Raw genomic sequence first — 26,179 nt, forward strand, 5'->3', positions numbered from 1 at the left:
CATTGTCTCCTATCATGTTTAGTGGATAATCAGCAGCCACACATAAAGTCCGGCAAGCGTGATGAACAGGGTTGGAATGGTCAAAATGACACCTGTTTTAAAATAGGTTCCCCAAGAAATCTTTACGCCTTTCAGTGAAAGGACGTGAAGCCACAAAAGCGTCGCCAGGGAGCCGATCGGCGTGATTTTCGGACCGAGATCAGAGCCGATGACATTGGCGTAAATCAGCGCTTCTCTGAGAATCCCGTGTGTGTCGGTATTGTGAATCGCAAGCGCATCAATCATCACCGTCGGCATATTATTCATGAATGAAGACAGGGTGGCTGCAATAAAGCCCATTCCGATTGTTCCGGCAAACAGCCCTTGATCACTGACGGTCTGGATGACCTGTGAGAGAATATCTGTTAAGCCGGCATTTCTTAAACCATATACCACGACATACATCCCGATTGAGAAGAAAACGATCGCCCAAGGCGCTCCCTTCAGCACTTTCTTCGTTTGTACCGCGGGGCTGTTTTTCGCTGTAATTAAGAAAATGACGGCGATCACGCCTGCGATGATCGAGACAGGGATCGAGAACAGCTCGCTGATAAAGTAACCGGCCAACAGAACGGCTAATATGAGCCATGACAAGCGGAATATTTTCCTGTCTCTAATCGCTTCCGCCGGCTGTTTTACATTTGTCATGTCATAATGCCGCGGAATGCTTTTTTTGAAAAACAAAAAAAGCACGATGATGCTTGCAATAAGCGAAAACAGGTTTGGAACAATCATTCTTGTCGCATATTCGATAAATCCGATGTTGAAAAAGTCTGCTGAGACAATATTGACAAGGTTGCTGACAACAAGCGGCAGCGATGTTGTATCCGCGATAAATCCGCTTGCGATAATAAAAGGAAAAACGAGCTTTTCTTGAAAATGTAACGCGCGTACCATGGCAAGCACAATCGGCGTCAAAATTAAAGCAGCTCCGTCATTGGCAAACAGCGCGGCTACTATGGCTCCCAGCAGGGAGACATAGACGAACATCCGAATGCCGTTTCCTTTCGCTGCCTTGGCCATGTGCAGGGCGGCCCACTCGAAAAATCCGATTTCATCAAGAATCAGGGAGATGATGATGATCGCGACAAAAGTTAAAGTCGCATTCCATACGATTCCCGTCACATCTAATACATCCTGAAAATTGACGACCCCGGCAATTAAAGCCAGCGCCGCACCTCCGCAGGCCGACCAGCCGATGGATAGATTTTTCGGCTGCCAAATGACAAGCGTGAGGGTCAGAAGAAAAATCAAAATGGCCAAGACCGTCGTCATCATCTAACCGCCTCCTTCATAGGTTTCCTCTCCGGACACATCTTATAATAAAATCGTTATATAAGTCAATGATTATATAAAAAGTGAAATGAAAAAGAGGGAACCGTCCTCCCTCTGCTTTTTTATTGGCACGAAACGGGTCTTTCTTTTCTTTTAACGGTTTGGAGAACCTCATCATGTTCATCGATCTGATTGAGAATGGCAAGGACCAATTCGCGCTCCGGAAAGTCGTCATGAAGCGAATAAAAGCGCCATTGCTCCCTTCTTTCTTCCTTGATCATATTTGCACTTTTCAGCTTTCGTAAATGCTGGCTTATGGCGGGCTGGCTTGTTTCAAACATATCGACAAGCTGGCAGACGCAATAAGGTTTCTCCTGAAGCAGTTTCAGGATCAAGAGCCGGGTGGAATCGTTCAATATCTTCATGCAGCTCACCGTGCTTTTCGAATCAAGCTTCGTTTGTACGGTCATGACATTCCCTCCAATCTCAGGCGCTTTGCAGCCGGTATATTGCCTCCATTATATAAATGTCTTTTTATATAATCAAGCGGTGATCATCAAGGTATGGATCTCGTGCCATTCGAAAAATTGAGCGGCCCTTCACTAATCAATTCACCGCTTCTTCGGCCATATGGTTATGATTCGCCTCTATCATGAAAACGGTAGTTGCGAAATAGACTAGTCATTCAATCCCTTTCCATCAAGAATTTGCTTTGTATATTTTTCAATCCTCGATTCTCGGGTTTTGGATTGTTTTGGTTTAGAAAAATAAAGAATATATGCTCTTTGCCGTCCCGGCGTCAATTCTTCAAACGCCGTTTTTAAAGCTGGGATTTCAGCGAATTTTTTTTGAAGCTCTTCTGGAATCGTATATTCCGCAGCCTTTTTAAACTCTACTTCAAGACCGGCTTTTTCCACTTCAATCGCTTCATTGATGTAAGCTTTCAAGATGGTTTCCATTTCAGCTATTTCTTGTACATTGGTGAATCGAATCTGCCGCGCGGCTTGTACATTCTCCGTCTGCTGGATAAGAATCCCGTTGGGGTCCTTTAACAAGGCGCCTTTATGAAACAAGAGCGCACAATATTCTTTAAATCCATGGATTAATACGATGTTTTTATTCTCGAACGTATAGCAAGGATGCTTCCACTTGAAATCTTCGTTCAGCTCACAGTCAAGAACGATTTGACGCAGCTTCTCAAACTCTCCCTTCCACTTCTCGGCTTTGCTTAAAAATTCATCAACCTTTGGATTCGTTCTGCTATTTGTCATCAAGGAACACTCCTCTTTATATCATAATGTCATTTTAACCTAATCTCGCTCCGCCGACAGCAGAAATATTTTAATCGTTCCGGAGGTACAATATGCTTAGCTTAAAGAAGAGGCGGGTTGATTATGAAATTTGGCATCATGACATTTAATATCCATCATGGAAAAGGAAGGGACCGTCGCGTTGATTTAGAGAGAACAGCCGGTGTGATCGCCGAGAGCGGCTGCGACATCGTCGGCCTTAATGAAGTAGATCAGCATTTCTCCAATAGAAGCGATTACGAAGACCAAATCGGCTCGTTAGCAGAACAATTGAACATGCACTATGCGTACTGCCCCTCCCTTTCATTGAGTTCCGGTGATTCTTCAGTGAACAGGCAATACGGGAACGCTCTCTTAACGCGTTTTCCGATTGTGAAAGAACGGCATCATTCATTCAACTTTGTCAAAGGGCTGATCGAAGGAAGGTCTCTTCTTGAGGCTGATGTCCGGATCGGTGATCGGCTCCTTCGCGTTTTTGTTACGCATTTGAGCCTGAATCCGTGGCTTCACGGCAAGCAGACGGATTTTTTAATCGAGAGGGTTCAAGAGAGTGATCTGCCTGTGATCGTCATGGGAGACTTTAATATGAAACCTCATTCACGGGGGTGGAAAAAGGTCGCGGAAAAACTGGCCGACCTGTGGGATGAAAGACAATACGGACAGGGGTTCACCCACCCTTCGCACCGCCCGAGACGACGCTTGGACTACATCTTCCTCAGCCGGTCTTTTCATGTGTCAGTGGCTGAAGTTGTCGCCGTTGATCCGAACGCTTCCGACCACCTGCCGCTTAAGGGCATTGTCACATATTAAAGGACGGCTTGAGAAGCCGTCCTTAAGCTTTTGCAATGCCCAGCAAAACGCCGGCTGCGACGATTAATATAATGCCGATGGCGATACCGATCAGCTGCCGCTTCGTTTTCTTTTCGCCGAGCAAAATAATGCCGCCGAGCGTTGAGATGACGATTCCCATCTGCGATAGCGAAAAACTGGTCGCTACGCCGACCCGCGGCTGGGAAATGAATAAAAACATGTTTCCGGCTGCCCAAATTAAACCTGGAATGATATTTTTGAGGACGTAAAAATTAAACGGCTTATGCCTGAATGTCAAGATCAAGCCGCCGGCTACCATGCCGATAGCCTGAGGAAAAAGAGCCGCCCAGCCGCTGACATCGAAAAGCCGTACGACGACGACATACACAAGATAGCCGAATGTGGAAATCAGCAAAATCACGATTCCCTTTTTCATGTCGCCGGTTTTTTCCTCAGATTTTTGGCTGCGGTCTTCCAGTGATGTCAGCACGATTCCCACGATGATGAAAATCAGCGCCAGAATCCCGAGAACAATCGAGATTGTTGTCGCCCACTCGCGAAAAACAAGCACGCCGAACAAAGAAGTGGATACAAGCTGAAGTCCCGTTGAGATCGGCATCGTTTTAGACACGCCGATCAACTTGATGCTTTTCAGCTGGTTGGTCTGGCCGAGCGCCCAAAATAGTCCGGAGACGACGCCGACGGCAAATATACGGGGAGATAATTCAGGCTGGACGACAAAGTAGATTCCGATTGAAAAAATTAAAGCGCCGAATGTCGTACCGAGCACCTGGCTGTACGGTCCGCCCCCAAGCTTTACATTAAAGAGCACAATGCTTCCCCAGAAAATCGCTGGTAAAATCGCTAAGAAAATGTCCATTTGATTTAAACCTTTCTTTCCTTGTTTTTATCTATTAAGGTGCTCTATTCATGCGATTTTTAACACAAAAAATCCATTTTGAACATTGTCAAAATGGATTGGTACTGTTACCGGCGGCCGTATCACTAAAATATCAGTTTTCACTGTTTGCTGTTTACGCTGTCAAGCCAAGGCATACCGGGAATAGCTGCCGGTTTTTTGTACAAGTCCTGGATCAGCCTGTCTTTTATGCCGAGCGGGTTCCGGTTTAAATCTTTCAGGCTGAAATGGATGCTTCCCATCACCATTGAGTCGCGGTTTAAGGCGATCTGTCGCGGATATTCTTCAGGGTCTGACCAGGCGGGATCTGAGTTTTGATTGATTTTATAGGCTGCTTGTCCGATGTATAAATGAACGGGGCGTTGGCTGACTTCATTTTTCCACCAGTCTACTAAAATGTCGTAGGAAGCCGGGGCAAAGCCGATGCTCCAGTAGATTTGCGGGGCGATGTAATCGATGTATCCCTGCCTGATCCATTCCCTCGTGTCAGCATAAAGGTCGTCATAGTTTGTCATTCCGGCGGCTGTATTCGATCCCGTCGGATCATCTGCTATATTGCGCCATACACCAAAGGGGCTGATTCCAAATTTGACCGATGCTTTTTCTTTTTTGACGGCGGCGTTGATCTGTTTGACAAGCTGGTTGACGTTGTCCCTCCGCCAATCTTCAATATTTGAAAAACGGTCCTTTCCATATTGTTCATACGTGCTCAAGTCGGGAAATTCGACGCCCGCAATTTTATACGGATAAAAATAGTCATCCATATGAACGGCGTCGACTTGGTAATTCTTGACGACCTCTGCTATGCCTTGGACAATGAATTCCTGTGCCTCAGGAATGCCGGGATTGTAATACAGCTGTCTGCCGTAGGCAACGACCCAATCGGGGTGCATTCTAGCCGGGTGATCCTGTGAGAGCCTGTTCAAATCCGTATGATTCATCGTGATCCGATAAGGGTTGAACCATGCATGAAATTCAAGCTTTCTCCGGTGGGTTTCTTCGAGCAAAAATGACAGCGGATCGTAGCCGGGGTCTTTTCCTTGAACGCCTGTTAAGTATTCCGACCACGGCCCGTATGCGGAAGGGTAAAACGCATCCGCCGCCGGCTTAATTTGAACGACAACTGCGTTCATCCCCATGGCTGTCACAGCATCCAAAAGCTTCACATATTCTGTTTTTTGCTCTTCGATTGTCAGCCCTTTTTTCGAAGGCCAGTCAATGTTTGTGACGGTGGCGATCCACACGGCCCGAAATTCTTTTGTTTCGCAGCTTGTGTTCTTTTCTTTCATGAACATCTCCCCTTTTGGAAAAATCAGAACTTTCTGTTATTATATGCCGGCTGTTCTTTTTTGTATATAAAAAAACAGGCCAAGACTGTCGAAGTCTTTAGCCTGTCGTTTGGATCGCCTGTTTCACCTGCTGCATCAAATATTGGACAAATGCTTCATCCCTTGCGAGCCATGCAGCATAATTTCTTTTAATAAACCGTTCTGCCTCTTCGAATGAAGTAAATGTCTCATGCTGAGTCACGCCGTTTAATTGAATGTTCCAGCCGTGTTCTCCAGGAAAGAGAAAAAACTGGTCTTCGTTCCTGTTGATATAAAGGCTGCCGTTATCCGACTCTTTTACATTATAGACGTTTTTAAAGGCATCCGCTCTCAAGGGCTCCAGCGGAAACGGTTCAGTCACATACAGCTTGAATGCTTCATCTGTCAGCGGACACCCCGCTGCCTTGGCATGGCCGCCTCCGCCGAACGTGCCGGCGATTTCTGATACATCTGTTTCATCATGGATGGTGCGAAGGCTCACTTTTTTGCCGCCCATATTTAAGATGGCGATATAGTCAAGGTGCGGATACGTTTTTCCGAGTTCGTTCCCTACTTCGGAATGATAGGATTCCGCATGCACGATGCCGACGCAGTGTGCATTGATGAAGGTCTGAACGATTTCCCGCCGTTTCCTGCGGATATACCGTTCAATTTTTTCTTCTTCCATATCCAAGATTTTTACTTCGAATTCATCAAATGAAAACGCGTCGCTTTCTTTAAGGCGCCGGACCATTTTTTCCTCAAATTCGTCAATGGAGACCATAAAAAACAGGTCATTCAGGCGCTTTGCTTCGAGCGCGTCCGTCTGTTCCCATTCCCATGTATCATAGAGGCGTACGAGTTCGACGAACTGATCCATCGCTTTTGTCTCTTGAATATAGCCGTTGTCTATTAAGTATTCATAAAAAAGAGATGTCGCTGAAGCGAGCCTGCCGTCCTCATATTGAACTTTTACCATGCCCCAAGAGCGTTCATTCAAATGAAGCGCAGTTTTGTGGTGGTCGATGAGTTTGACCTTTCCGCCCGCTTCAGCATAATGGTCCAGCCTTTCTTCATTTTCTTGATGAACGGACAAGTCGGTAATAAACAGGCCTTCATGCTGTTTTTCTTTTCCTTTTGTCCGTTCCAAAAAACGTCCGACTTGCATATCAAGTCCGGTGACCGAATTGTAGCGAACCTCGACCCGTTCGCCAAAAGCCACCTTTGCGAGAATTCCGCAGCCGACTCCATCCAAGTCGTTGTGAGAATACAAATGATACATGCTTCCCGCCCACCTTGCTGTTTTATTGTCGGCCTGCCGCAGCAGGCGCATCTTTCTCATCTTACTATTGTAAAAAAAGGGATTTTTTATACGGTTGTGCGGTAAGACAAAAAGGACAGCTTTTTGTTGGAAAAAGTCTGTCCGGTTAAAAGGGTTTATGTTTCTTGCAGCATGGCTCCGCCTTGCAAGTGGGCGGTGAGTAGTCTGTATGCGTTTTCGGCCCTGGCGGCACTTGGCGGTTCAACCCCTTTTAATGGATAATCCAGGCCAAGCGCTTCCCACTTGTAGACGCCGAGTTTGTGATAAGGAAGAACCTCCACCTTCTGAACGTTCCCCAGCGTGCCGATAAACGTGCCGAGGGCTGCTAAATCGTCATCGATATCAGAGATCCCCGGAACCAGTACATGGCGGATCCAGACGGGGACTTGATGATCAGCGAGAAACCGGGCAAAATCCAATATGTGGTCATTCGGCATTCCTGTCAGGTTGATATGTTTTTTCCTGTTGATATGCTTGAGATCAAGCAAAACAAGGTCTGTATACTGGATCAGCTCTTTGATCTGCTCTTGAAATGCCGGCGCCGCCGAATAGCATCCGCCGGACGAATCGAGCGCCGTGTGTATGCCATGGCTTTTACAGGCTTTGAACAGCTCGATTAAAAATGGCAGTTGTAAAAGCGGCTCGCCTCCGCTAACGGTGATGCCTCCGCCTGATGATTGAATAAACGGGAGATATTGCTGGACATCCTGAACGATTTCGGAAACCGTCATTTGTTTTCCGGTTCCGATTTCCCATGTATCAGCATTATGGCAAAATTGACAGCGCATCAGGCAGCCTTGTGTGAAGACGACATATCTGATGCCCGGACCGTCAACGGTGCCGAATGTTTCGATCGAATGAATATTTCCATCCATGATGAAGATCACCTCTTTTTATGGGGCGGAGCGCCTCGGCCGCGCTCCGCTTTATGCTCGTTACATCGATTCATGGAAGGTACGGCTGATAACGTCTAACTGCTGTTCTTTCGTCAGCTTAATAAAGTTGACCGCATAGCCTGAGACGCGAATCGTTAACTGCGGATATTCCTCCGGATGTTCCATGGCGTCGAGCAATGTTTCTCTGTTAAATACGTTTACATTTAAGTGATGCCCTGTTTTTGCGGCGTAACCGTCAAGGATGCTTGATAAATTGACGGCGCGGCTCTCTTCGTCTTTGCCAAGCGCTTTCGGGACGATCGAAAAGGTGTTGGATATGCCGTCGAGCGCATAGCTGTAAGGCAGCTTTGCCACTGAAGACAGCGATGCAAGCGTTCCTTTAGTATCGCGGCCGTGCATCGGATTCGCGCCTGGAGCAAACGGTTCTCCCGCCCGGCGTCCATCCGGCGTATTTCCGGTTTTCTTGCCGTAAACGACGTTTGACGTGATCGTTAAAATTGACATGGTATGAACAGACTGGCGATATGTCTGGTGCTTGCGCAGTTTTTTCATAAAGCGCTTGACAATGTCAACGGCGATCGCGTCGACGCGGTCATCATTATTTCCGTACTTAGGAAAGTCGCCTTCTGTTTCAAAATCGACGGCAATGCCGTTTTCATCGCGGACAACATTGACTTTGGCATATTTGATAGCGCTTAACGAATCGGCCACAACGCTCAAGCCGGCGATCCCGGTGGCCATCGTCCGCAAAATGTCCGTGTCGTGTAGCGCCATTTCAATTCTTTCATAGCAATATTTATCATGCATGTAGTGAATGACATTGAGCGTATTGATGTACAAGCCTGCAAGCCATTCCATCGTCTGATCGAATTTATGCATGACCTCGTCATAGTCCAGCACATCGGAAGCAACCGGAGGCATTTCCGGACCGACTTGCATTTTATGCTTTTCGTCTTTTCCGCCATTAATCGCATATAAAAGCGCTTTCGCCAAGTTGGCGCGTGCTCCGAAGAACTGCATTTGTTTGCCGATTGCCATTGCCGATACACAGCAGGCGATGCCGTAGTCATCCCCGTATTCAGGACGCATGATATCGTCATTTTCGTATTGAATCGAGCTCGTTTTAATCGACATTTTGGCACAGTAGTTTTTAAACTTTTGCGGCAGCCTGACAGACCAAAGGACGGTTAAATTTGGTTCCGGCGCCGGACCTAAATTGTCAAGCGTATGCAGGAAACGGAACGAGTTTTTCGTGACGAGTGCGCGTCCGTCGTGCGCTATTCCGCCGATTGATTCTGTCACCCACGTCGGATCGCCGCTGAACAGCTCATTGTAGTCAGGTGTGCGTGCAAATTTGACCAAGCGCAGCTTCATGACAAAATGGTCGACAAGCTCTTGGGCCTCCTGTTCTGTTAATGCGCCCGTTTTCAAATCTCTTTCGATGTATATATCAAGGAACGTGGACACGCGGCCAAGGCTCATTGCTGCTCCATTTTGCTCTTTAATGGCAGCCAAATAGGCAAAATACAGCCATTGAAATGCTTCTCTTGCATTCGCCGCAGGCTCGGAAATGTCAAAGCCATAACTTGCTGCAAGTGCTTTAAGTTCATTCAATGCCCGGATTTGTTCTGACAATTCTTCACGAAGGCGGATGTTTTCTTCAGACATCACGCGAGAGGTGCCGGCCGCATCTTTTTTCTTTTCATCGATCAGGAAGTCCACGCCGTAAAGCGCCACTCTCCGGTAATCGCCGATGATGCGCCCGCGCCCGTAAGCATCAGGCAGTCCGGTAATGATTCCGACCTTTCGGGCGAGTTTCATTTCGTCCGTATACGCGTCAAACACGCCTTGGTTATGGGTTTTGCGGTAATCGGTAAAGATTCTTTCCACTTCTTCATTCAATTCAAAACCATAGGATTCACATGCTTGTTTCGCCATGCGAATGCCGCCGAAAGGCTGAAGCGACCGTTTAAACGGCTCATCGGTTTGAACGCCGACGACTTTTTCCAAGTCTTTGTCCAAATAGCCGGGACCGTGCGAGGTAATCGTTGAGACGATCTCTGTATCCATATCGAGGACGCCTCCGTTTTCACGCTCTTTTTTTGTCAAGTCCATTACATGATCCCATAATGCCGATGTAGCTTCCGTCGGAGGTTCGAGAAACGATTCGTCACCTTGATATGGCTCAAAGTTCGAGAGAATAAAATCGCGGACATTGACTTCTTTTTGCCAAACGTTTGTGGTGAAACCTTTCCATTGTTCCATTTAAATCCCCCTCTTTTCAAGTTGAAATGATATAACAGTTGTTGCATTTATATCTTATGTTTAATATAACAGTTTTGAATGTGATAAAAATCACATATTTTGTGAAATAGTTAACAAATTTAAGAAAGTTCTTTGAACATCGCGTTTTTCCTAATATAGGATGTTGTTTGAAGCAATTTTCTTATTTGAATCTGTATTATAATAAAGTCAAATAAAATGAAAACTGTTATATAAAAAAACCGGCTAAACAGCCGGCTTGCGCAGAAGTATTTATCATCAGTCGAGGGATATGAACTGATTGCCGAATGCTTCGATAGTGCTTTTCAAGACATAGCTGCCTCGGGGGAGCTGGTGAAATTCATAGCACCCTTTCGAATCGACCGCTTTTGTCTGCAGTAAAACGCCTGACAAATCATAAACATGAATGTAATGGTCCTCTTTTTTAAGTTGGCTTTTGAGATGTTCCGGGATTTCCCCGGCAATCGTGTACTCCGCTTCTGACGTTTTCTTTTCACCGATTTGTTCGAGGATTTCCAGGTCCAGCCCCTGCTCTTTTCGATGATTTTTGCAGGACCGCACTGCTCTTTTTTGTGTCTCGAATGTTTGATACAGGTTTTCGATCGACCTCATGTGAAAGCTGATATCCCAATGTTTCATAGCTTTTTGAAACGCTTGGCGCCCCAATTTTTGCCGGGTTTTGTCATCGTCGAGCAGCAGGCGCAGCTTTTCAGTAAGCGCTTCGCTGTCTGCCGGGGGAACAAGCAATCCGTTCGCACCGTCATCAATGATTTCTTTTACCCCGCCTACGTTTGTCGCCAGCACAGGTTTTGCGGAGAACTGCCCTTCCAGGATGACGAGCGGAAATGTATCGTGAAGTGACGGCAAAACAATGACATCACTAATATTCATTAAGTCAGGTATATCTTTTCGCTTTCCGAGAAAAGAGACCGCCGACGCGATACCGAGCTTTTCGGACAGGCTTTGCAGAGTTTCGAGCTCCGGACCCTCGCCTGCGAGAAGGCAGTGAAAATCATCCCTTTCGCACCGCAGTTTATAAAGCGCTTCGATCAAATAGCGGTGTCCTTTCACCGGAACGAGCCGCGCCGGACAGAGAATGATCTTTTTTCCTTGATGCGGGAGGCTTTTAGGGAGATTATTTTTCTTTTCGATAAAGGGTGTTTTTACAATTCCATACGGGATGACTCGGATGTTCGAAGGCGTCACACCAATTTGAATCAGCTCGTGTTTCAGCCATTCGCACGGAACGGCCACAACGTCTCCAGACATTGCGCCCAAACATTCTTCGATTTTCATGTATTGCTGTTCCTGGCCGCTTTTCTCGTCAAATTCCCCGGTAATCTTTGCTTCATGATATTTAAAGTTATGGAGGGACACGATTAAAGGCGTGTGCTGAGGTTTGGAACGGGCCAGTGCTCTTGCCGTCATAAAATCGTGGCAGTGGATCAAATCATACTTCTTAAGATCAAACTGTTTAACAGCTTGTTCCAAACTGTAGCGCTCCATTTCACGCCAATATATCCACAGGGGATATTTTTCGGTATAAGCTGTTTGAAGACGGTGAATCAGCTCATGTTTTAACCGGTGTTTATCGGCCGGCTGCTGATCGGCGACCTGAATGTTGAGCCATCGGGTATCGTGCGACATTAAATCGACAGAATGCCCTTCTCCTTCCAAGCTTTTTCTAAGGATATCAATATAGGTAGACGGGCCGTTTGTATGTGGAGAGTATCGATAATAAGCCAGCAAAATGTTCATATATTTCCCCCTGCCTGCTGTTAAACTTATAGAAAATGAAATCTCTTAGCATTATATGGCCTCAGCTGAAAAAAGTACGAAGTGAATGGAAAGCCTTTTCAATAAAGAAAACCCATTGCCTTAAGCAATGGGAGCTGTCATGAAGAAGCTAATATTTGAACGATTTTATCTTCAATATCCTTTCCTTTTTCATCATCCACGAGCTGATTGAGAAGAATGGAGAAAATCAATGTCTTGCCGCTTGCAGTATCGATATAGCCCGACAAGGTACTGACGGTTGAAAGAGAGCCTGTTTTCGCTCTGACTTTGCCTTTTAGAGCCGGGTCTTTCAGCCGGTTTCTTAATGTGCCGCCGACCATTCTGTCGCTTTCCCCCGCAACCGGGAGTGAACGGGCAAACGACGGAAACCATTTCTCTTCTTGAACGGAATACAATAGCTTTGTGATCTGGTCGGCAGAAATCAAATTGATATGCGAGATGCCTGAGCCGTCTCTGAGAACGATCTTTTCTGTGTCCATTCCAAATCCCTGCAGTTCTTTATTCAACACTTCAAGACCTTGATCCCAGCTTCCTTCACGGCTCGCGGCTTTTCCCATTTCCTTGATCAGTGTTTCGCCATGGCCGTTGTTGCTGAGCTTCATAAAGGGGATCATCAGCTCTGAAAGCGGCATGGATTGATGTGCGGTGATGCGGCGCGCTTTTTTTGGCGCTTTGCCGGTTTTAGTCTTTCCCAGGATTCGAATGCCTTGTTGCTGTAAAGCCTGTTTAAATAAATCGAGTGCATATTCTGACGACTCCCAAACCGCAACCCATTGTCTGACCCTTGAAGCGCCTTGTGGAATCGTCCCTTTGATTTGGATGGTATTTCCGCCGTGTTCCCTTTTAATCGTGATATCTTTTTTTCCGTCTGCAGCAACGGTCTTGGCACCGTTTTCGATTTTGACATGATTAGTTTGCGGAGTAAGCGATACAACGGGTTTTTTTCCGGTTTTGCCGTCAGGATTCACGTCGATGATGACTGTTCCGGCATCATAGTCTTCGTTTGGCGAAGCTGTTAGAGCTGAGATCTGCGCTCCGTAGTATGCGTCTTCATCGCTCCAGGAAAGGTCTTGAGAGTAGCGGACCTCATCATACCAGGAATCATCGCCGACCAAGTCTCCCCGGATGACAGTGATCCCTTGTTTTCGGATTGCCTTGGCCATTTGCTGAAAATCGGCTTTCAAAAGCGTCGGATCGCCTTTTCCTTTTAGATAAAGGCTGCCTTTGAGTGTGCTCGCAGATCGTGCGCCGTCTGTCATCACCTCTGTGGGAAAGGTATAGTCCTCACCCAGGACGGAAAAGGCAGCTGCTGCCGTTAAAAGCTTCAGATTGGACGCCGGTCTCATCCGTGTATCGCCCATATGGCCGTATATCATTTTCCCGCTTTCTGCGGACCTGACGCTGATGCCTGCGAGCGCTCCTTTTAAATCAGGCTCGGTCTTTAACAGCTGATCGATTTGCTCTTTGAGCCCGGCGCCTTTTTCCCCGGCGGCCAAGCCGTCTATGCTGCCGGCCAACGTCAATACAAAGATCATCATCATACACAGACAAAGCTTCATATTTTTCTTCATAGAATATCCCGCCTCCCGCTGATGGTTCTAATACTTTATTGCAAAACGCGGCGGGATATACTCCTATTGATCGGTTTTCACCAAAAACCTCCGGTATAAAAGCAGCAGTATCATTACATGCAGCACAACTCCGATGAACCCGAAAACGAAAACAAGCCCTTCATGAGAAGTTCCTGCCAAGTACGTTTTCGCTGTCCAGTAGGTCGGCGTGAAAACGCCGAAAAGCTGCCACGGCAAAGGAATAAAATAAACCGCGGCCGGCATGAAAGTGAGCAGGCTGAACCCTTTCATTAAAGCGAGCCCTTCCACTTTGTTCGAAGCGTAAGCGGCTAAAAGCAGCGTGTAAATCGGGGCTTCAAGCGTGACCATGATCAGGATGATCAAAAGGTACACAGAGCCGGGCGCCATTAAACCGCCGGATGCAAACAGCAAAATGCTGTAGCAAAAAGTCAGCGCCATTGGCAGGATGAGGCGTATCAAGACATATCCGCGCTTCGACAAGGGCGTCACGGAAAAATACTGAATCATATTTTCGTCGCGCTCATCAAGCAGGATAAACCCCGACATGATACCGAGAATCAGGGGGATGAAAAGCATGGCAAAGCTCATGATCAAATGACGGTATGGGGTGATATTGAATGCCGCCAGTTCCGCTGACAAAGGAATGCCAGCGGCTGTCACGATGATGAGCAGAAAAGGCGCCAGACCGTAAAAAGCAAGCATTGAATCACGTTTGATCTGTTTCATATCTCCGCGTATCAGCTGAATGATTTTCATCATCGTGTATCACCTCCGCCAAGCTTTAATGTGATGAACGTTTGAAGTGAATGCCTCGCCCAGAAATACGCGGCTCCGTTCCACAACAAGAGAGTGGAAATCGCGTAGACGAGCTCCCACTGCTGAAGGCCGGTAAAGGCGGAACCTAACAGCATTAATGAGGCCTTTGACGGCAGAGCGTAAAACAGCGGGCTGCTCCAAATGCCAGCTGTTTCAAACAAAGGCAGAACGAACACAAAGGTGCTCAAAGAAGACAAAAAGAAAAATCCGTTTAAGGTTTCACACCGCACCGCCAAACCTAAGCCGATCATCGTGAAGAAAAATGAAGTGAACACCACGCCGCAAGCGAACAAACCGGAATTTGTTCCATAGCCAAACACACTGCTGTGGATGAAAATGCTCGATCCGAGAGACAAAACGGATAAAGACGCCGTTTTGGAAAGAATATACTCACTCGCACTTAGCGGCGTTACAAACAGGCTGTCATGGATGTTTTGCCCTTTCTCCAGTAAAACAAGACCCCCGATGAAGAAAAACCCCAGGAAGCTCGGGTCTGAAAACGTCAAGGCAATGTTGGCCGCCTCCCTGTAATCAGCTGGAAGAAACTGCAACACAGCGATATACACCGCGCTGATCAGCAAATAGGCATAATAAAAACCGTGCTTGAACTGAAGTTTGATATCATGGGAAATCGCTGATAAGATCCTCAACTTAAACGCCTCCCCGTCACATCGATAAAGATGTCTTCAAGCGATGCTTCTTGGGAATGAATGGTTTCCACAGGGTGGTCCTTGATCAAGTTCAAAAATTCCGGGCTGCTGCCGATCTGATCAAGGTCGAATTGAGCAGTTTCCAGCTGCCTGCGGCTGCGGTACTCCACTTTTACGTGCCTTTTTCCTTTTTGCACTTTCAAGGCGCTTGGAGAATCAATCAAAGCCACCCTGCCGTCAACGATGAAAGCTACGCGGTCGCAGATTTCTTCAGCTGTTTGCATGTGGTGCGTTGTGATCAGGATCGTCTTCCCTTCCGCCTTTTTGTTCAGGATAAGCTGTTTTAATTTTTTGGCATGCACGGGATCGAGCCCCGAGGTCGGTTCGTCTAGAAATAAAAGATCAGGCTGATTGATCAGGGCTCTCAAAAAATTCAGCCTCATTTTCATGCCTTTTGAGTAAGCGGATACCTTTGTCCGGCCGTACTCTTCAAGACCCGTTAAAGCGAGCAGCGTTTCCGGCTCCTCGGTTTCAGATGCATACAAGGAACGGAACAAATTTAAGTTTTCCAGTGCCGTTAATCGTTGATAGAAATTCGGAAATTCAAAGGCGACGCCGATTTTCTCATAAAAGGAGCTGTCGGCTTGACTCAATTCTTTCCCCATCACAGAAACCCGGCCTTCATATTGCTTTAAAATACCGATTAATATTTTTTGAATCGTGCTTTTTCCAGCACCGGACGGCCCGAGAAATCCAAAAATTTCACCCTTTTGAATCGAAAAGTCGATTCCTTTCAATACGGGCGTTTTTTGTCCGGGGTATGTGAAGCGAAGCCCGCTGACTTCAATCATGGGATGCATCCTCCTTGGCCGAAAGCCCCTGTCCGATCAATTCGATAAGCAAATCCATCGTTTCGTCGTAGCGGTCTTCCCCAATATTTGTTTTTTGAAAGGATAAAAGAACAATGGCGCGAATCACACTGACGATCGTCTCCGGTTTTTTTCTGACAAGCCAGCCTTTTTCCTGGCCCATTTCAATTAAAGGCTTGAAAAAATCTTCGTCGCTGTCGAAATGCGCCTGCAGCTTTTCTTCGGGGAGTTTGCGGAAGAGTGTCTCGAGTAAGTTGTCATCGTAAACTTGGCGAATGTACGGGTTATCTTCCACCACCGCCAATGCTTCACGCAAAAACTGTGCAAATGTTTTCCCGCTTTCAGAAAATGATGCCTCAAGCTGGGCGCGGATCTTACTTTCTTCCTGCTGCAAAATCTCAAAATAAAGCTCCTCTTTCGAGTCGAAAAATGTATAAAATGAGCCTTGGGCAATTCCGGCCGAGGCTGTTAGCTCACCAACGCTCGTTTTTTTCAATCCAAGCTGCGCAAAAAGCTCTCTTCCGCTTTGCACTAAAGCTGAGCGTATCGCTTCCTTTTCTTTTTCGGTAAATTTCGGCATGTCAGTCTCTCCTTGATTTATAAACATATGAATATTTTTATTTTATATTCATATAATGCAATGAGACCGTCTTTTTGTCAATGCATTTGGTTCAAATTTACCACAATATTTTCATTTGCCCGTCAAATTTAAAGCAAAAAAAAGCACCACTTATAGTTTAAACTATAAGTAGCGCTTCATTTCCATTAATAAGCAAGGCTGAACAGACCTTTAATATGAGTCAGATAACGGACGTTGCTCGCTTCTTTCATCAATGAAGCAGGCAGGCCTTTAAGAGATGTACTGTTCGCGCCGATAACGGCAACTGCGTCTTTGCGGCCAAGGCTTGCAAGCGTGCCTGAGTTGACAGGGCTGAATGTTTCCATTGATTTGTTTTCTAAGTATGCATACAGGTTGTAGCCGATCAGCTCGCCCATTTGCCAAGCGATTTGAGCTGTCGGAGGGTACGGACGGCCATCCGGACCGAAGACAACGGCGCTGTCTCCTGCAACAAATACGTCTTCATGTGATGTGGATTGAAGGAAATCGTTTACAGTTGCGCGTCCGCGGTTCACTTCAAGACCTGACTCGCCGATCAGCGGATTGCCTTGAACACCGCCGGTCCAGACAAATGTATTTGTGACGATTTTTTGCCCGTCTTTCAAATCAACAACGTTTCCTTCTACATTTGTGACAGGCAGTCCTGTCAAGAATTCAACGCCGCGTTTTTCAAGGCTCTTTGTCGCACGTTCGATCAGCTCATCCGGAAGAACCGGCAGGATTTTCGGACCGGCTTCAACAAGCTTCAGCTTGATTTCTTTCGGATCGACACCGTAGCTTCTCGCAAGGTTCGGCATGATATCGGCGAGTTCACCGACAAGCTCGACGCCTGTTAGTCCGCCGCCGCCGATTAGGATCGTAGCATCCGCTTCGTTTTTCGTTTTAGCGTATTCGCGCACGCGCTCTTCAACATGCTTGAAGATCTTGTTTGCATCGTTTGCAGATTTGAGCACCATGCTGTTTTCTTGAAGGCCAGGAATGCCGAAGTAAGCAGTGACAGAACCAAGACCGACGACAAGCGCGTCATACGTCAGGGTAGAGCCGTCAGAAAGAGCGACTTCTTTTTTGTCAACTGAGAACGAGTTGACTTTGGCGATTTTAAGATCGATGTCTTTTCCTTTGAAAAGCTTTGCAAGCGGCATCGCAATGGCCTGTTCTGACACGTTGCCCGCAGCAAGGCGATGCAGTTCTGTGATGATTTGATGTGTCGGGTATTGGTTAACCACTGTGATTTTTGCTTCTTCTTTTGTGTAGTGTTTGCGAACTGTTAAAGCAGACAGTAATCCGCCGTAACCAGCGCCTAAAATGACGATATGTTTTGACATCGTGAATCCTCCGTCCTTATTCTGAATGTATAGTGATTATTTTTGTTTTTCGCGTTCTGACATGATTTGCAGGTAGCTTTGAACAAAGCGGAACATCTTTTGGGCCTGCGGATCTTTAAGCATTTTCAGCAAACCGAAAAGTCCGATGACTTCATTGCTTTCGTCAGCGCGGTCTTTTGCTTCAATGGCGGTAGCCGCGATTTCTTTTGCCGTATCTTTGACAGGCTCAAGAATTTCTGTGATGGCACCGACCGTATCATTTTTTAATACTTCATCAGTTGCAACGGATTGTGCGAAATCGTAAGACTTTGTCAAAATGTTGACCAGTTCTGTCAGCTTTGGAAGCTGGTCGACTAAAACAGTCAAAGACTCCTGTACTTCAGGTTTTAGCAGTTGATCGATAAGATCGCGTTGGCTTTGGCTTACAGATTCGTTTGTTTGATCAGCTGTTTGATCGATTGTTTCCGGCATAACCAATTCTCCTTTTCAATAAGCGATGTGCTGTTTTTTGAAGGAACCCCTTTTTCACAGTTTGTGAATTTGTGCACAAACAAGTCCGCAAAAAGGTTCTCCCCTTTTGTGTTTGTTTTGCTGTTTTCAGTCTGGAATTCCCGAAAACCCGCAATCTCAAAACACGCTGTATTTTTTACTACTAAATGATAACACTTTTTGAACAAAAAATGAACGTGATTGTTTCGGAAATGAAATAAAATCATAGAAAACTTTATATATAGGGCTTCTTTCATCCCTTTCATTTCCTATATTGTGTCTTTTTTTACGAAACGTCCCATTCACACGTCATGATAGAGTCGTGCGAACATTTCCTAGAAACGCATCTAGTTTACATAATGGAATTATCGTTATCTTGGTTAATCTTCATCTTTAACATCCGGATCTTCGGGGATGGGTTCGTTCAGAAAGGATTCCGCCCACTCTTTATACTTTTCCATCTGTTCCATATGGGTATTGAATTGATCTTTGTTGATTAAATGCTGCTGTCCGTCGAAGACGGTGCGGATTTTCTTTTCTCTCACAAGCTGTTCAACATATGCTTCTGAAAGCGTTAAATATTCTGCGGTTTCCTTTATCGTCAAGTACATGTTTTAGTTCCTCTCGTTTTGATTTAGGCGAACGTTGCGATTTTAGGATCATACGATAAGATATATCAGTTTAGATGATGGAGGCCTATTTCTATGTATTCAAAATGGAATTCTGAAACGTCTTATCCGCCTTCAGCCCCGCACATGCACACCGGCCAATCTTCTCAGCAGATGAATCAAAGGCTGAAAAATCTCGAAGATCAAATGGAATTGCTGATCAAACTCATGGAATGCAACAATCAGCTGCTGCGTTCAATTGAAGAGCAGCAAAACCGCGTCTGCGCGGCCGGCGGAGGTTCGGTTATCGTCAGAATGTGAGTTTTTGGTCTTAAAATAAAAAGAGGAAGGACGTGTCCTTCTTCTTTGTCTGCAAGCCTTATCCAGTATACTACAGATTTTTTTGCGCTGAAAGGCCGGCAATTTCATCGTATGTTTGACGATTTTCCAATGTTGACAAATCGCCTGCCGGCTCGTTCAAATAGGCAGCTCTGATCAGCCGTCTCATCACTTTTGCATTTCTCGTCTTCGGCAGACCGCTGACAAAGTAAACCGCTTTTGGCTTGATCGCTTTACCGATCGCGTCAGAGGCGAGGTTCAGCAAATCATCTTTTAGTTTTTCCGACGGCTTTTCCGACTGTGTGAGGACGACAAAGCAGACGGCAGCCTGACCTTTGAGCTGATCCGGAACGCCGATAACGCCTGCTTCCGCCACCGCTGGATGGCCGACCAGTACGGACTCTATTTCGGCGGGCCCGATCCTTTTCCCAGCAGTATTGATCACATCATCAGAACGTCCGCTGATCGTCCAGTAGCCGTTTTCATCACGTTTTGCCCAATCGCCGTGCACCCAGACGTCAGTCCAGCGGCTCCAATATGCTTTTTCATATCTGGACGGCTCCTTCCAAAAACCATTCGTCATGCCGACCCACGGCTTTGTCAGGACAAGCTCCCCGACTTCATTGACGACTTCCTCCCCTTTTTCGTTGAAGACATTGGCCGCCATGCCAGGCAGAGGCGAATTAAACGTCATCGGCGTGATCGGCCGCAGGAGCACATTGCCCAAAATGCCGCCTGAAATTTCCGTTCCTCCTGAATAATTAAAAATAGGAATCCGCTCTTTTCCAGCATGGCGGAACAGCCATATCCACGGTTCATAATTCCAAGGTTCTCCCGTTGAGCCGATTGCCTTCAGACTGCTCAGGTCGCATTGAAGAAGAAAATTTTCGCCGTGCTGCATCAGTGAGCGAATGAGCGTCGGAGAGACGCCGAGATGCGACACCTGGTGTCTGCTGACAAGCTCCCACAGCCGACTCGGGGCCGGGAAATCCGGTGCTCCGTCATACAGCAAAACTGCCGCTCCGTTTATGAGCCCCCCGAATATTAAAAACGGTCCCATCATCCAGCCCATGTCTGTAAACCAGAAAAACGTGTCCCCTTGTTTGACATCCATCCCGAAGCCCGCATCAAATGCAGCTTTCAGCGGAAAACCGGCGTGGGTATGAACCGCTCCCTTCGGCTGTCCTGTCGTGCCTGATGTGTAAAGCAGCATGAGCGGATCTGAACTGTCCATTTCTTCTGTCATCTGGAGAGGATCGCTTTTCATCAATTCATTCCAGTCTATATCTCTCTTATGATTCCAATCTTGTTCGCCATCGTGAAGCTGGCAGACGACAACTTTTTGGACAGTGGGGGCGCGGTCTGCTGCTTTGTCAGCTTCTTTCTTCATACAGACCTTCTTTCCCCTTCGCAAAAAGGCATCTGCCGTGACAAGAATTTTTGCTCCGGCAGCGCTGAGTCTCGCGGCTGCCGCATGGGCCCCGTAGCCTGAAAAAACCGGGGAGAATACCGCGCCGATTTTAGCGGCGGCAAGCATGGCGATGACCGTTTGCGGGATCATCGGCATGTAAATCGCAATGACATCCCCTTTTGATATGCCTTGTTTTTTAAAGCCTGCTGCCGCACGGGCGACTTTTTGATGTAAAGAAGAATAGGTGATCCGTTCTGTTTTTCCGTCTTCACTTTCCCAGATGAGGGCTGTCCTCTCGGCCGTATCAGGCTGTCGGGACCATTTTTCCACGGCGCTGCAAACGGCATTTAAGCGTCCGCCGGAAAACCATTTCGGCCATTTTATGCCTTTATCGAGATTCAATGTTTGGCTGTACCGCTTGTACCAGCTGATGCCGAGCGCTTTTTCGGCCTCTTCCCAGAACCAGGCGATATCGTCTGTACTTGCTTTCAAAAAATCATCATAGTCGGAAAAACCGAGAGCTGTCATCCATTGAAACAGCCGGGTCGCTTTTACAAATTCCGGATCAGGCTGCCAAACCGCTTTTTCGGCCATACCGTTTCCCCCTTTTCGTTTCATTGGCCTTTAGACGGGATAAACAGGATGCTTCCGTTCCGTAAATATCATGTATTTGGTCATATATGCATTCAGCCGTTTGATGAGTTCCGTACGAAGCGAATCGGCCGGAATGACCCCGTCGACAATCATTTCTGAAGCAAGCCGGTAAATGTCTATGTCTTTTTGGTACTCTTCCCGTTTTTCGGCAATGAAGGCGGACCGCTCTTCTTCAGGCAATTGTGCGATTTTTTTGGCATAAACGGCATTTACCGCTGCTTCCGGACCCATCACAGCAATCTGAGCCGTAGGCAGCGCCAGACAGCAGTCAGGCTCAAAGGCCGGTCCCGCCATCGCATACAAGCCTGCGCCATAAGCTTTCCTGACGATGACGGATATTTTCGGCACGGTTGCTTCGGCCATCGCTGAGATCATTTTCGCTCCGTGTCTGATAATACCCGCCCTCTCGACTTTTGTTCCGATCATAAAGCCGGGGATATCAGCCAGAAACAGCAGCGGGATATGATAGGCATCGCACAAATTGATAAACTTTGCGGCTTTGTCTGCCGAATCGTGAAACAACACACCGCCTTTGACCCGCGGCTGATTGGCGATGATGCCGACAGGCTGCCCGTGAATCCTCGCCAAACCGGTAATCAGCTCTGGCGCGAACAATTTTTTGATCTCATAAAAAGACGCTTTATCAATGATCCGGTCGATTAAATCCATCATTTGAAACGGTGCGTTTTGGTTTTTCGGAATGATCTCCTCCAACGGCCGGTCAAACGGAAGAGCGGGTTTTGCTTCAATGACAGGCGCTTTTTCGGTGTAGTTCGGCGGAAAGTAGGAAAGATACCGGCGCGCCGACTTGATCGCATCTTCTTCCGTTTCGGCAAGAATGTCTCCGCAGCCTGAAACAGAACAGTGCATTCGCGCTCCGCCCATTTCTTCAAGCGACACTTTTTCGCCGATCACCATTTCCGCCATGCGCGGCGAGCCTAAATACATCGAGGCGTTACCTTCGACCATGATAACGATATCGCAAAAAGCCGGTATGTAGGCGCCGCCTGCCGCTGAAGGACCGAACAAAAGACAGATTTGCGGGATGCGCCCGGATAATTTGACTTGCTGATAAAAAATCCGCCCTGCTCCTCTTCGCCCCGGAAACATGTCAACTTGATCCGTAATCCTTGCGCCTGCTGAATCGACCAAATAAAGAAGCGGACAATTCAGCTTTTCGGCTGTTTCCTGGATGCGGATGATTTTTTCGACGGTTCTTGCTCCCCATGATCCTGCTTTCACCGTTGAATCATTAGCCATGACGCAAACGGTTCGGCCGCCGATTTTTCCGATTCCCGTGACGACTCCGTCTGCCGGAAGCCCGTCTGCCATGCAATTGGCAAAAAAAGCGTCCTCAAGGTCGAGGCCTTCGTCAAGCAGCAGCTTTAATCGGTCTCTGACAAATAATTTTCCTTTTTTCTCATTAGCTTCATGGTATTTTTGCGCTCCGCCTTCCTGAATCCGGCGAATGCGTTCATACAATTCCTTTTCGGCCGGCATCGGCTGTCCCCCCGTTCGTTTTATTCTCCCGTATAATACGGCTTCCGCTTTTCTGTAAAAGCTTTCAGCCCTTCTGTTCTGTCTTTCGTCGGAATCGTCAGCTCGTAGGCTTTTTGTTCTATCGCGAGTCCAGTTTCGATATCTGTCTCAAGCCCTTGATTGATAGCGAACTTCGCCTGTCTGACGGCAACCGGTCCGTTCGCCGCAATGTTCGCTGCGATATTTTCGGTTGTTTCCTTTAACTTTTGAAGCGGAACGACATGTTCAACTAGGCTGATCTTTTGCGCTTCTTCGGCGCTGATGCGGCAGCCGGTATAGATCATTTCTTTTGCCTTTCCCCTGCCGATCAAGCGGGGCAGCCGCTGTGTTCCCCCTGCCCCGGGAATGATCGCGAGCGTTGTTTCGGGGAGGCCGAGTTCAATATGTTCGGCTGCGATCCTGATGTCGCACGCCAATGCAAGCTCCAGCCCCCCTCCCAAAGCGCTTCCGTTTAATGAAGCGATGACGGGCTGCGGCAGTTTTTCCGTCTGGCTGACCACTTGTTGAATCATGGAAACGGCCTGCTTCGCTTCTGTGGGACTCATGCGGGCTCTTTCCTTTAAATCGGCACCTGCACAAAACGTCCTGTTCCCTACTCCCGTTATAATGACACAGCGGACGGTCGGGTTTGAACGGATATCGCGAAGGATATGCTGAAGGTCGTCGAGAAGTCCGAGCGAGAGGGCATTTGCAGCTTGCGGTCTGTTCAACGTCAACACGGCGACCGCCTGCTCGTTTATGGAATAAAGAACATTGGGCTCCATTCGGTCTTCCTCCTCCTCAATCTATGAAAAGCAATTCTTTGATTTCGCCGCCTGCAAATTTCGGCTTGGTAGCTCTCTCCCGGTTTTGTCTTCGATCCATTTGGCAGCTGAAAGCAGCTTGCTGAGATCAACTCCGGTTTCGATGCCCATCTGGGCGCACATGTAAATCAAATCATCAGTTGCCGCATTTCCCGTGGCTCCAGGGGCATAAGGACAGCCGCCCAGCCCGCCGCATGATGCGTCAAATACGGTGATTCCCATATCCATCGCTGTGATCATGTTGGCGAGCGCCATCCCTCTCGTATCATGAAAATGAAGGGCGAAACTCTCTTTCGGAAAGCGTTTTAAAAGTACGTCAAGCACCTTTTGAACTTGCACGGGATTCGCTGCGCCGATTGTATCTCCGAGAGAAAGTTCGTCGATGCCCATGTCGAACAACGCATCACAGAGGCGTATGATTTGTTCTAATGGCACATGATGTTCATAAGGACAGCCAAATACGGTGGACAGGTAGGCTCTAGTGGTGAGGCCTGCTTGTTTTGCTGTCCCGGTGACTTCCTGCAAGACTGGAAGCGTTTCTCCGATCGATTTGTTAATATTTTTCCGGTTGTGTGTCTCGCTTGCCGACATGAAAACAGAAGCTTCATCGATCCCTCCTTCGAGAGCCCGTTCCAGCCCTTTTCGGTTCGGAATAAGGGCTGCGTAGGTGACGCCCGGCTTCCGGTTTATGCCTTTGGCGACGTCAAGGGCATCAGACAGTGCAGGAATCCACTTAGGATGGACGAATGAAGTGATTTCGATATATGAAAGCCCTGTTTGGGAAAGCATGTCGATCCAGGTGATTTTATCGGCAGTCGAGAGTGCGGTTTCTTCATTTTGCAGACCGTCGCGCGGTCCGACTTCTTTAATGAAAATTTTCTTCGGTACGTTCATTTGCCATCCTCCAGACCTTATTGAAGCTCCAATAAGACGTCCCCTTCATCGGCAAAATCACCTTCGTTTTTTCTGACGGTTTTGACGGTGCTGGCCGTTTCGGCGACAATCGGAATCTCCATTTTCATCGATTCTAAAATGGCGACTTCCTGCCCCTTTTCGATTTTGTCTCCTGCCTTCACTAATATTTTCCACACGTTTCCCGCCATATTGGTGACAACAGTATTCATGGCACGCCTCCTTGATTTCATTTTGACTGATAACGACTGATAAAATCGGTTTGGACCCCGCCTTTTCGGAATTCGTCAGAACGTACGATGTCTTCAAGCAGCGGAATATTTGTCTTAATGCCTTTCACTTGATATTGTGAGAGCGCTTCGGCCAATGTCCGGATGGCCTCATCTCTGCTATTTCCTTTGACGATCATCTTGGCGATCATCGGGTCGTAATACGGTGTGATGTTCATACCTGGGGCTGCTGCGCATTCATGACGGACATTCGGGTGCTCAGGCAGCTTAAGGTCAGTGATCCGTCCCGGCGAAGGGAAAAATGTTTTCGGATCTTCGGCACAGATTCTGACTTCGATCGCATGTCCGTCCCGCCGAATGTCTTTTTGCTTATACGGAAGCGCTTTGCCTGCTGCGATATTGAGCTGTTCTTCGACAATGTCGAGCCCTGTAATTTCCTCTGTCACCGGGTGTTCGACCTGCAGGCGGGTATTCATCTCGAGAAAATAAAAATGATTCTTGCTGTCTACTAAAAACTCGATTGTCCCGGCGTTGGCATAGCCGATCGACAGCGCGGCTTTCACGGCCGCTTCACCAAGCTTCGCGCGCATGTTTTCATCGAATAACGGAGCAGGTGCTTCTTCGATGATTTTTTGCTGACGTCTCTGAATCGAACAGTCCCGTTCCCAAAGATAGACGGCATTTCCGTATTCGTCTGTTAAAATCTGAATCTCGATATGTCTTGCATCTTCGATATATTTCTCGATGTACATAGCCCCGTCTCCGAAAAAATCGGCGGCTCGTTTTTGGCTGCCTTCATATGCTTTTGCTAATTCGCCTTCATTGCGGATCAGCTGCATTCCGATGCCTCCGCCTCCAAAAGAAGCCTTGAGCATCACGGGATAGCCGATGGATTCGGCAAGAGCCTTGGCTTCATTCAGACCGGCCAAGCTTTTTGTCACGCCGGGAACGACGGGAATACCGGCTTGTTCCATCGCTTGTCTCGCTTCAATTTTGCTTCCCATTTTGGCGATCACATCAGCCGGCGGACCGATAAACGTGATATTTTCCTGCAGGCATCTTTCGGCAAAACGGCTGTTCTCGGAAAGCAGGCCGTATCCCGGGTGGATGGCACAGACCCCCGCTTTTTTAGCGGTTTCGATGATTTTTTCGATATTTAAATAGCTTTCACTGACCCGCGGTTTGCCGATCAGCCAGGCTTCATCTGCAGCTTTAACATGCAGGGACTCAGCATCCGCTTCAGAGTAGACGGCAGCTGTCTGAATCCCGAGCCGTTTACAAGTTCGAATGATCCGAAGTGCGATTTCGCCGCGATTGGCGATTAGCAATTTTTGAAACAAAAAAATGCCCCCTTTCATATTCAAAA

Annotated in this window: 24 protein-coding genes and 1 pseudogene; 2 read left to right on the top strand and 23 right to left on the bottom strand. The window is 47.4% G+C overall.

The window, feature by feature from the left end; genetic code table 11:
* Positions 1 to 18 precede the first annotated feature (18 nt).
* The 3 genes from MHH76_RS10580 to MHH76_RS10590 all read right to left on the bottom strand — a co-directional run bounded on the left by MHH76_RS10580 (position 19) and on the right by MHH76_RS10590 (position 2,585).
* Positions 19 to 1,317: an arsenical efflux pump membrane protein ArsB gene (locus MHH76_RS10580; RefSeq protein ID WP_025810780.1), complete on the bottom strand. Its 1,299-nt coding sequence runs from the start codon at positions 1,315 to 1,317 to the stop codon at positions 19 to 21.
* A gap of 119 nt (positions 1,318 to 1,436) precedes the next feature.
* Positions 1,437 to 1,784 carry a metalloregulator ArsR/SmtB family transcription factor gene (locus MHH76_RS10585; protein ID WP_043054328.1) on the bottom strand — a complete coding sequence of 116 codons (348 nt, stop codon included), beginning with the start codon at positions 1,782 to 1,784 and terminating at the stop codon, positions 1,437 to 1,439.
* A gap of 207 nt (positions 1,785 to 1,991) precedes the next feature.
* Positions 1,992 to 2,585, bottom strand: a complete 594-nt coding sequence (locus MHH76_RS10590; RefSeq protein ID WP_020451677.1) for a YdeI family protein — start codon at positions 2,583 to 2,585, stop codon at positions 1,992 to 1,994.
* A 123-nt stretch (positions 2,586 to 2,708) separates the two neighbouring features.
* Here MHH76_RS10590 and MHH76_RS10595 point away from each other — a divergent pair, with 123 nt between their 5' ends.
* Positions 2,709 to 3,434: an endonuclease/exonuclease/phosphatase family protein gene (locus MHH76_RS10595; RefSeq protein WP_023857522.1), complete on the top strand. Its 726-nt coding sequence runs from the start codon at positions 2,709 to 2,711 to the stop codon at positions 3,432 to 3,434.
* A gap of 22 nt (positions 3,435 to 3,456) precedes the next feature.
* On the opposite strand, the gene MHH76_RS10600 is transcribed toward MHH76_RS10595, so the two are convergent.
* The 14 genes and pseudogenes from MHH76_RS10600 to MHH76_RS10665 all read right to left on the bottom strand — a co-directional run bounded on the left by MHH76_RS10600 (position 3,457) and on the right by MHH76_RS10665 (position 18,928).
* A complete protein-coding gene (locus MHH76_RS10600) occupies positions 3,457 to 4,314 on the bottom strand; it encodes a RhaT/GlcU family sugar-proton symporter (protein WP_035338691.1) in 858 nt (285 codons plus the stop codon).
* 143 nt (positions 4,315 to 4,457) lie between these two features.
* Positions 4,458 to 5,612: pseudogene (locus MHH76_RS10605) on the bottom strand (family 10 glycosylhydrolase); the annotation flags it as partial.
* 127 nt (positions 5,613 to 5,739) lie between these two features.
* Positions 5,740 to 6,942: an oligoribonuclease gene (locus MHH76_RS10610; RefSeq protein ID WP_043054584.1), complete on the bottom strand. Its 1,203-nt coding sequence runs from the start codon at positions 6,940 to 6,942 to the stop codon at positions 5,740 to 5,742.
* A 155-nt stretch (positions 6,943 to 7,097) separates the two neighbouring features.
* Positions 7,098 to 7,856, bottom strand: a complete 759-nt coding sequence (pflA, locus tag MHH76_RS10615; RefSeq protein WP_023857519.1) for a pyruvate formate-lyase-activating protein — start codon at positions 7,854 to 7,856, stop codon at positions 7,098 to 7,100.
* Positions 7,857 to 7,916: 60 nt separating this feature from the next.
* Positions 7,917 to 10,142 (bottom strand): formate C-acetyltransferase, encoded by a 2,226-nt coding sequence (pflB, locus tag MHH76_RS10620; protein ID WP_020451683.1) that lies wholly within the window; start codon positions 10,140 to 10,142, stop codon positions 7,917 to 7,919.
* A gap of 276 nt (positions 10,143 to 10,418) precedes the next feature.
* Positions 10,419 to 11,918 carry a glycosyltransferase family 4 protein gene (locus MHH76_RS10625; protein ID WP_023857518.1) on the bottom strand — a complete coding sequence of 500 codons (1,500 nt, stop codon included), beginning with the start codon at positions 11,916 to 11,918 and terminating at the stop codon, positions 10,419 to 10,421.
* 137 nt (positions 11,919 to 12,055) lie between these two features.
* Entirely contained in the window at positions 12,056 to 13,528 is a 1,473-nt protein-coding gene (gene dacB / locus MHH76_RS10630; protein WP_023857517.1) for a D-alanyl-D-alanine carboxypeptidase/D-alanyl-D-alanine-endopeptidase, read from the bottom strand.
* Between the two features lie 63 nt (positions 13,529 to 13,591).
* Positions 13,592 to 14,308 carry a hypothetical protein gene (locus MHH76_RS10635; RefSeq protein WP_023857516.1) on the bottom strand — a complete coding sequence of 239 codons (717 nt, stop codon included), beginning with the start codon at positions 14,306 to 14,308 and terminating at the stop codon, positions 13,592 to 13,594.
* Positions 14,305 to 15,015: an ABC transporter permease gene (locus MHH76_RS10640; RefSeq protein WP_023857515.1), complete on the bottom strand. Its 711-nt coding sequence runs from the start codon at positions 15,013 to 15,015 to the stop codon at positions 14,305 to 14,307. The genes MHH76_RS10635 and MHH76_RS10640 overlap by 4 nt, the downstream gene beginning before the upstream one ends.
* Positions 15,012 to 15,866 carry an ABC transporter ATP-binding protein gene (locus tag MHH76_RS10645; RefSeq protein ID WP_020451686.1) on the bottom strand — a complete coding sequence of 285 codons (855 nt, stop codon included), beginning with the start codon at positions 15,864 to 15,866 and terminating at the stop codon, positions 15,012 to 15,014. Before MHH76_RS10645 ends, MHH76_RS10640 begins: the two co-directional genes overlap by 4 nt.
* Positions 15,859 to 16,464, bottom strand: a complete 606-nt coding sequence (locus MHH76_RS10650) for a TetR/AcrR family transcriptional regulator (protein ID WP_023857514.1) — start codon at positions 16,462 to 16,464, stop codon at positions 15,859 to 15,861. Before MHH76_RS10650 ends, MHH76_RS10645 begins: the two co-directional genes overlap by 8 nt.
* Before the next feature lie 185 nt (positions 16,465 to 16,649).
* A complete protein-coding gene (locus tag MHH76_RS10655; protein ID WP_020451688.1) occupies positions 16,650 to 17,828 on the bottom strand; it encodes an NAD(P)/FAD-dependent oxidoreductase in 1,179 nt (392 codons plus the stop codon).
* A gap of 36 nt (positions 17,829 to 17,864) precedes the next feature.
* Positions 17,865 to 18,299, bottom strand: coding sequence for a DUF1641 domain-containing protein (locus MHH76_RS10660; RefSeq protein ID WP_020451689.1), 435 nt, complete (start codon positions 18,297 to 18,299; stop codon positions 17,865 to 17,867).
* 398 nt (positions 18,300 to 18,697) lie between these two features.
* On the bottom strand, positions 18,698 to 18,928 hold the full coding sequence (locus MHH76_RS10665) for an excisionase family DNA-binding protein (RefSeq protein ID WP_023857512.1): 231 nt from the start codon (positions 18,926 to 18,928) through the stop codon (positions 18,698 to 18,700).
* Between the two features lie 93 nt (positions 18,929 to 19,021).
* Here MHH76_RS10665 and MHH76_RS10670 point away from each other — a divergent pair, with 93 nt between their 5' ends.
* On the top strand, positions 19,022 to 19,246 hold the full coding sequence (locus MHH76_RS10670) for a hypothetical protein (RefSeq protein ID WP_020451692.1): 225 nt from the start codon (positions 19,022 to 19,024) through the stop codon (positions 19,244 to 19,246).
* Between the two features lie 70 nt (positions 19,247 to 19,316).
* On the opposite strand, the gene MHH76_RS10675 is transcribed toward MHH76_RS10670, so the two are convergent.
* From MHH76_RS10675 to MHH76_RS10700, 6 genes are read right to left on the bottom strand one after another with little or no spacing between them, the layout of a single operon-like run.
* Positions 19,317 to 21,269 carry an AMP-binding protein gene (locus MHH76_RS10675; protein WP_023857511.1) on the bottom strand — a complete coding sequence of 651 codons (1,953 nt, stop codon included), beginning with the start codon at positions 21,267 to 21,269 and terminating at the stop codon, positions 19,317 to 19,319.
* A gap of 30 nt (positions 21,270 to 21,299) precedes the next feature.
* Complete coding sequence (locus tag MHH76_RS10680; RefSeq protein ID WP_023857510.1) at positions 21,300 to 22,829, bottom strand: acyl-CoA carboxylase subunit beta; 1,530 nt, start codon at positions 22,827 to 22,829, stop codon at positions 21,300 to 21,302.
* Positions 22,830 to 22,849: 20 nt separating this feature from the next.
* The gene (locus MHH76_RS10685) at positions 22,850 to 23,632 is read right to left on the bottom strand and encodes an enoyl-CoA hydratase (RefSeq protein WP_023857509.1); all 783 of its coding nucleotides are present in this window, start codon (positions 23,630 to 23,632) and stop codon (positions 22,850 to 22,852) included.
* 21 nt (positions 23,633 to 23,653) lie between these two features.
* Positions 23,654 to 24,565, bottom strand: a complete 912-nt coding sequence (locus MHH76_RS10690; RefSeq protein ID WP_020451696.1) for a hydroxymethylglutaryl-CoA lyase — start codon at positions 24,563 to 24,565, stop codon at positions 23,654 to 23,656.
* 17 nt (positions 24,566 to 24,582) lie between these two features.
* The gene (locus MHH76_RS10695) at positions 24,583 to 24,795 is read right to left on the bottom strand and encodes an acetyl-CoA carboxylase biotin carboxyl carrier protein subunit (RefSeq protein WP_023857508.1); all 213 of its coding nucleotides are present in this window, start codon (positions 24,793 to 24,795) and stop codon (positions 24,583 to 24,585) included.
* A 17-nt stretch (positions 24,796 to 24,812) separates the two neighbouring features.
* Positions 24,813 to 26,153: an acetyl-CoA carboxylase biotin carboxylase subunit gene (locus MHH76_RS10700; protein ID WP_023857507.1), complete on the bottom strand. Its 1,341-nt coding sequence runs from the start codon at positions 26,151 to 26,153 to the stop codon at positions 24,813 to 24,815.
* Positions 26,154 to 26,179: the final 26 nt, after the last annotated feature.

Origin of the sequence: Bacillus sp. FSL L8-0193, assembly GCF_037976065.1 — a bacterium.
GTDB lineage: Bacteria > Bacillota > Bacilli > Bacillales > Bacillaceae > Bacillus > Bacillus paralicheniformis.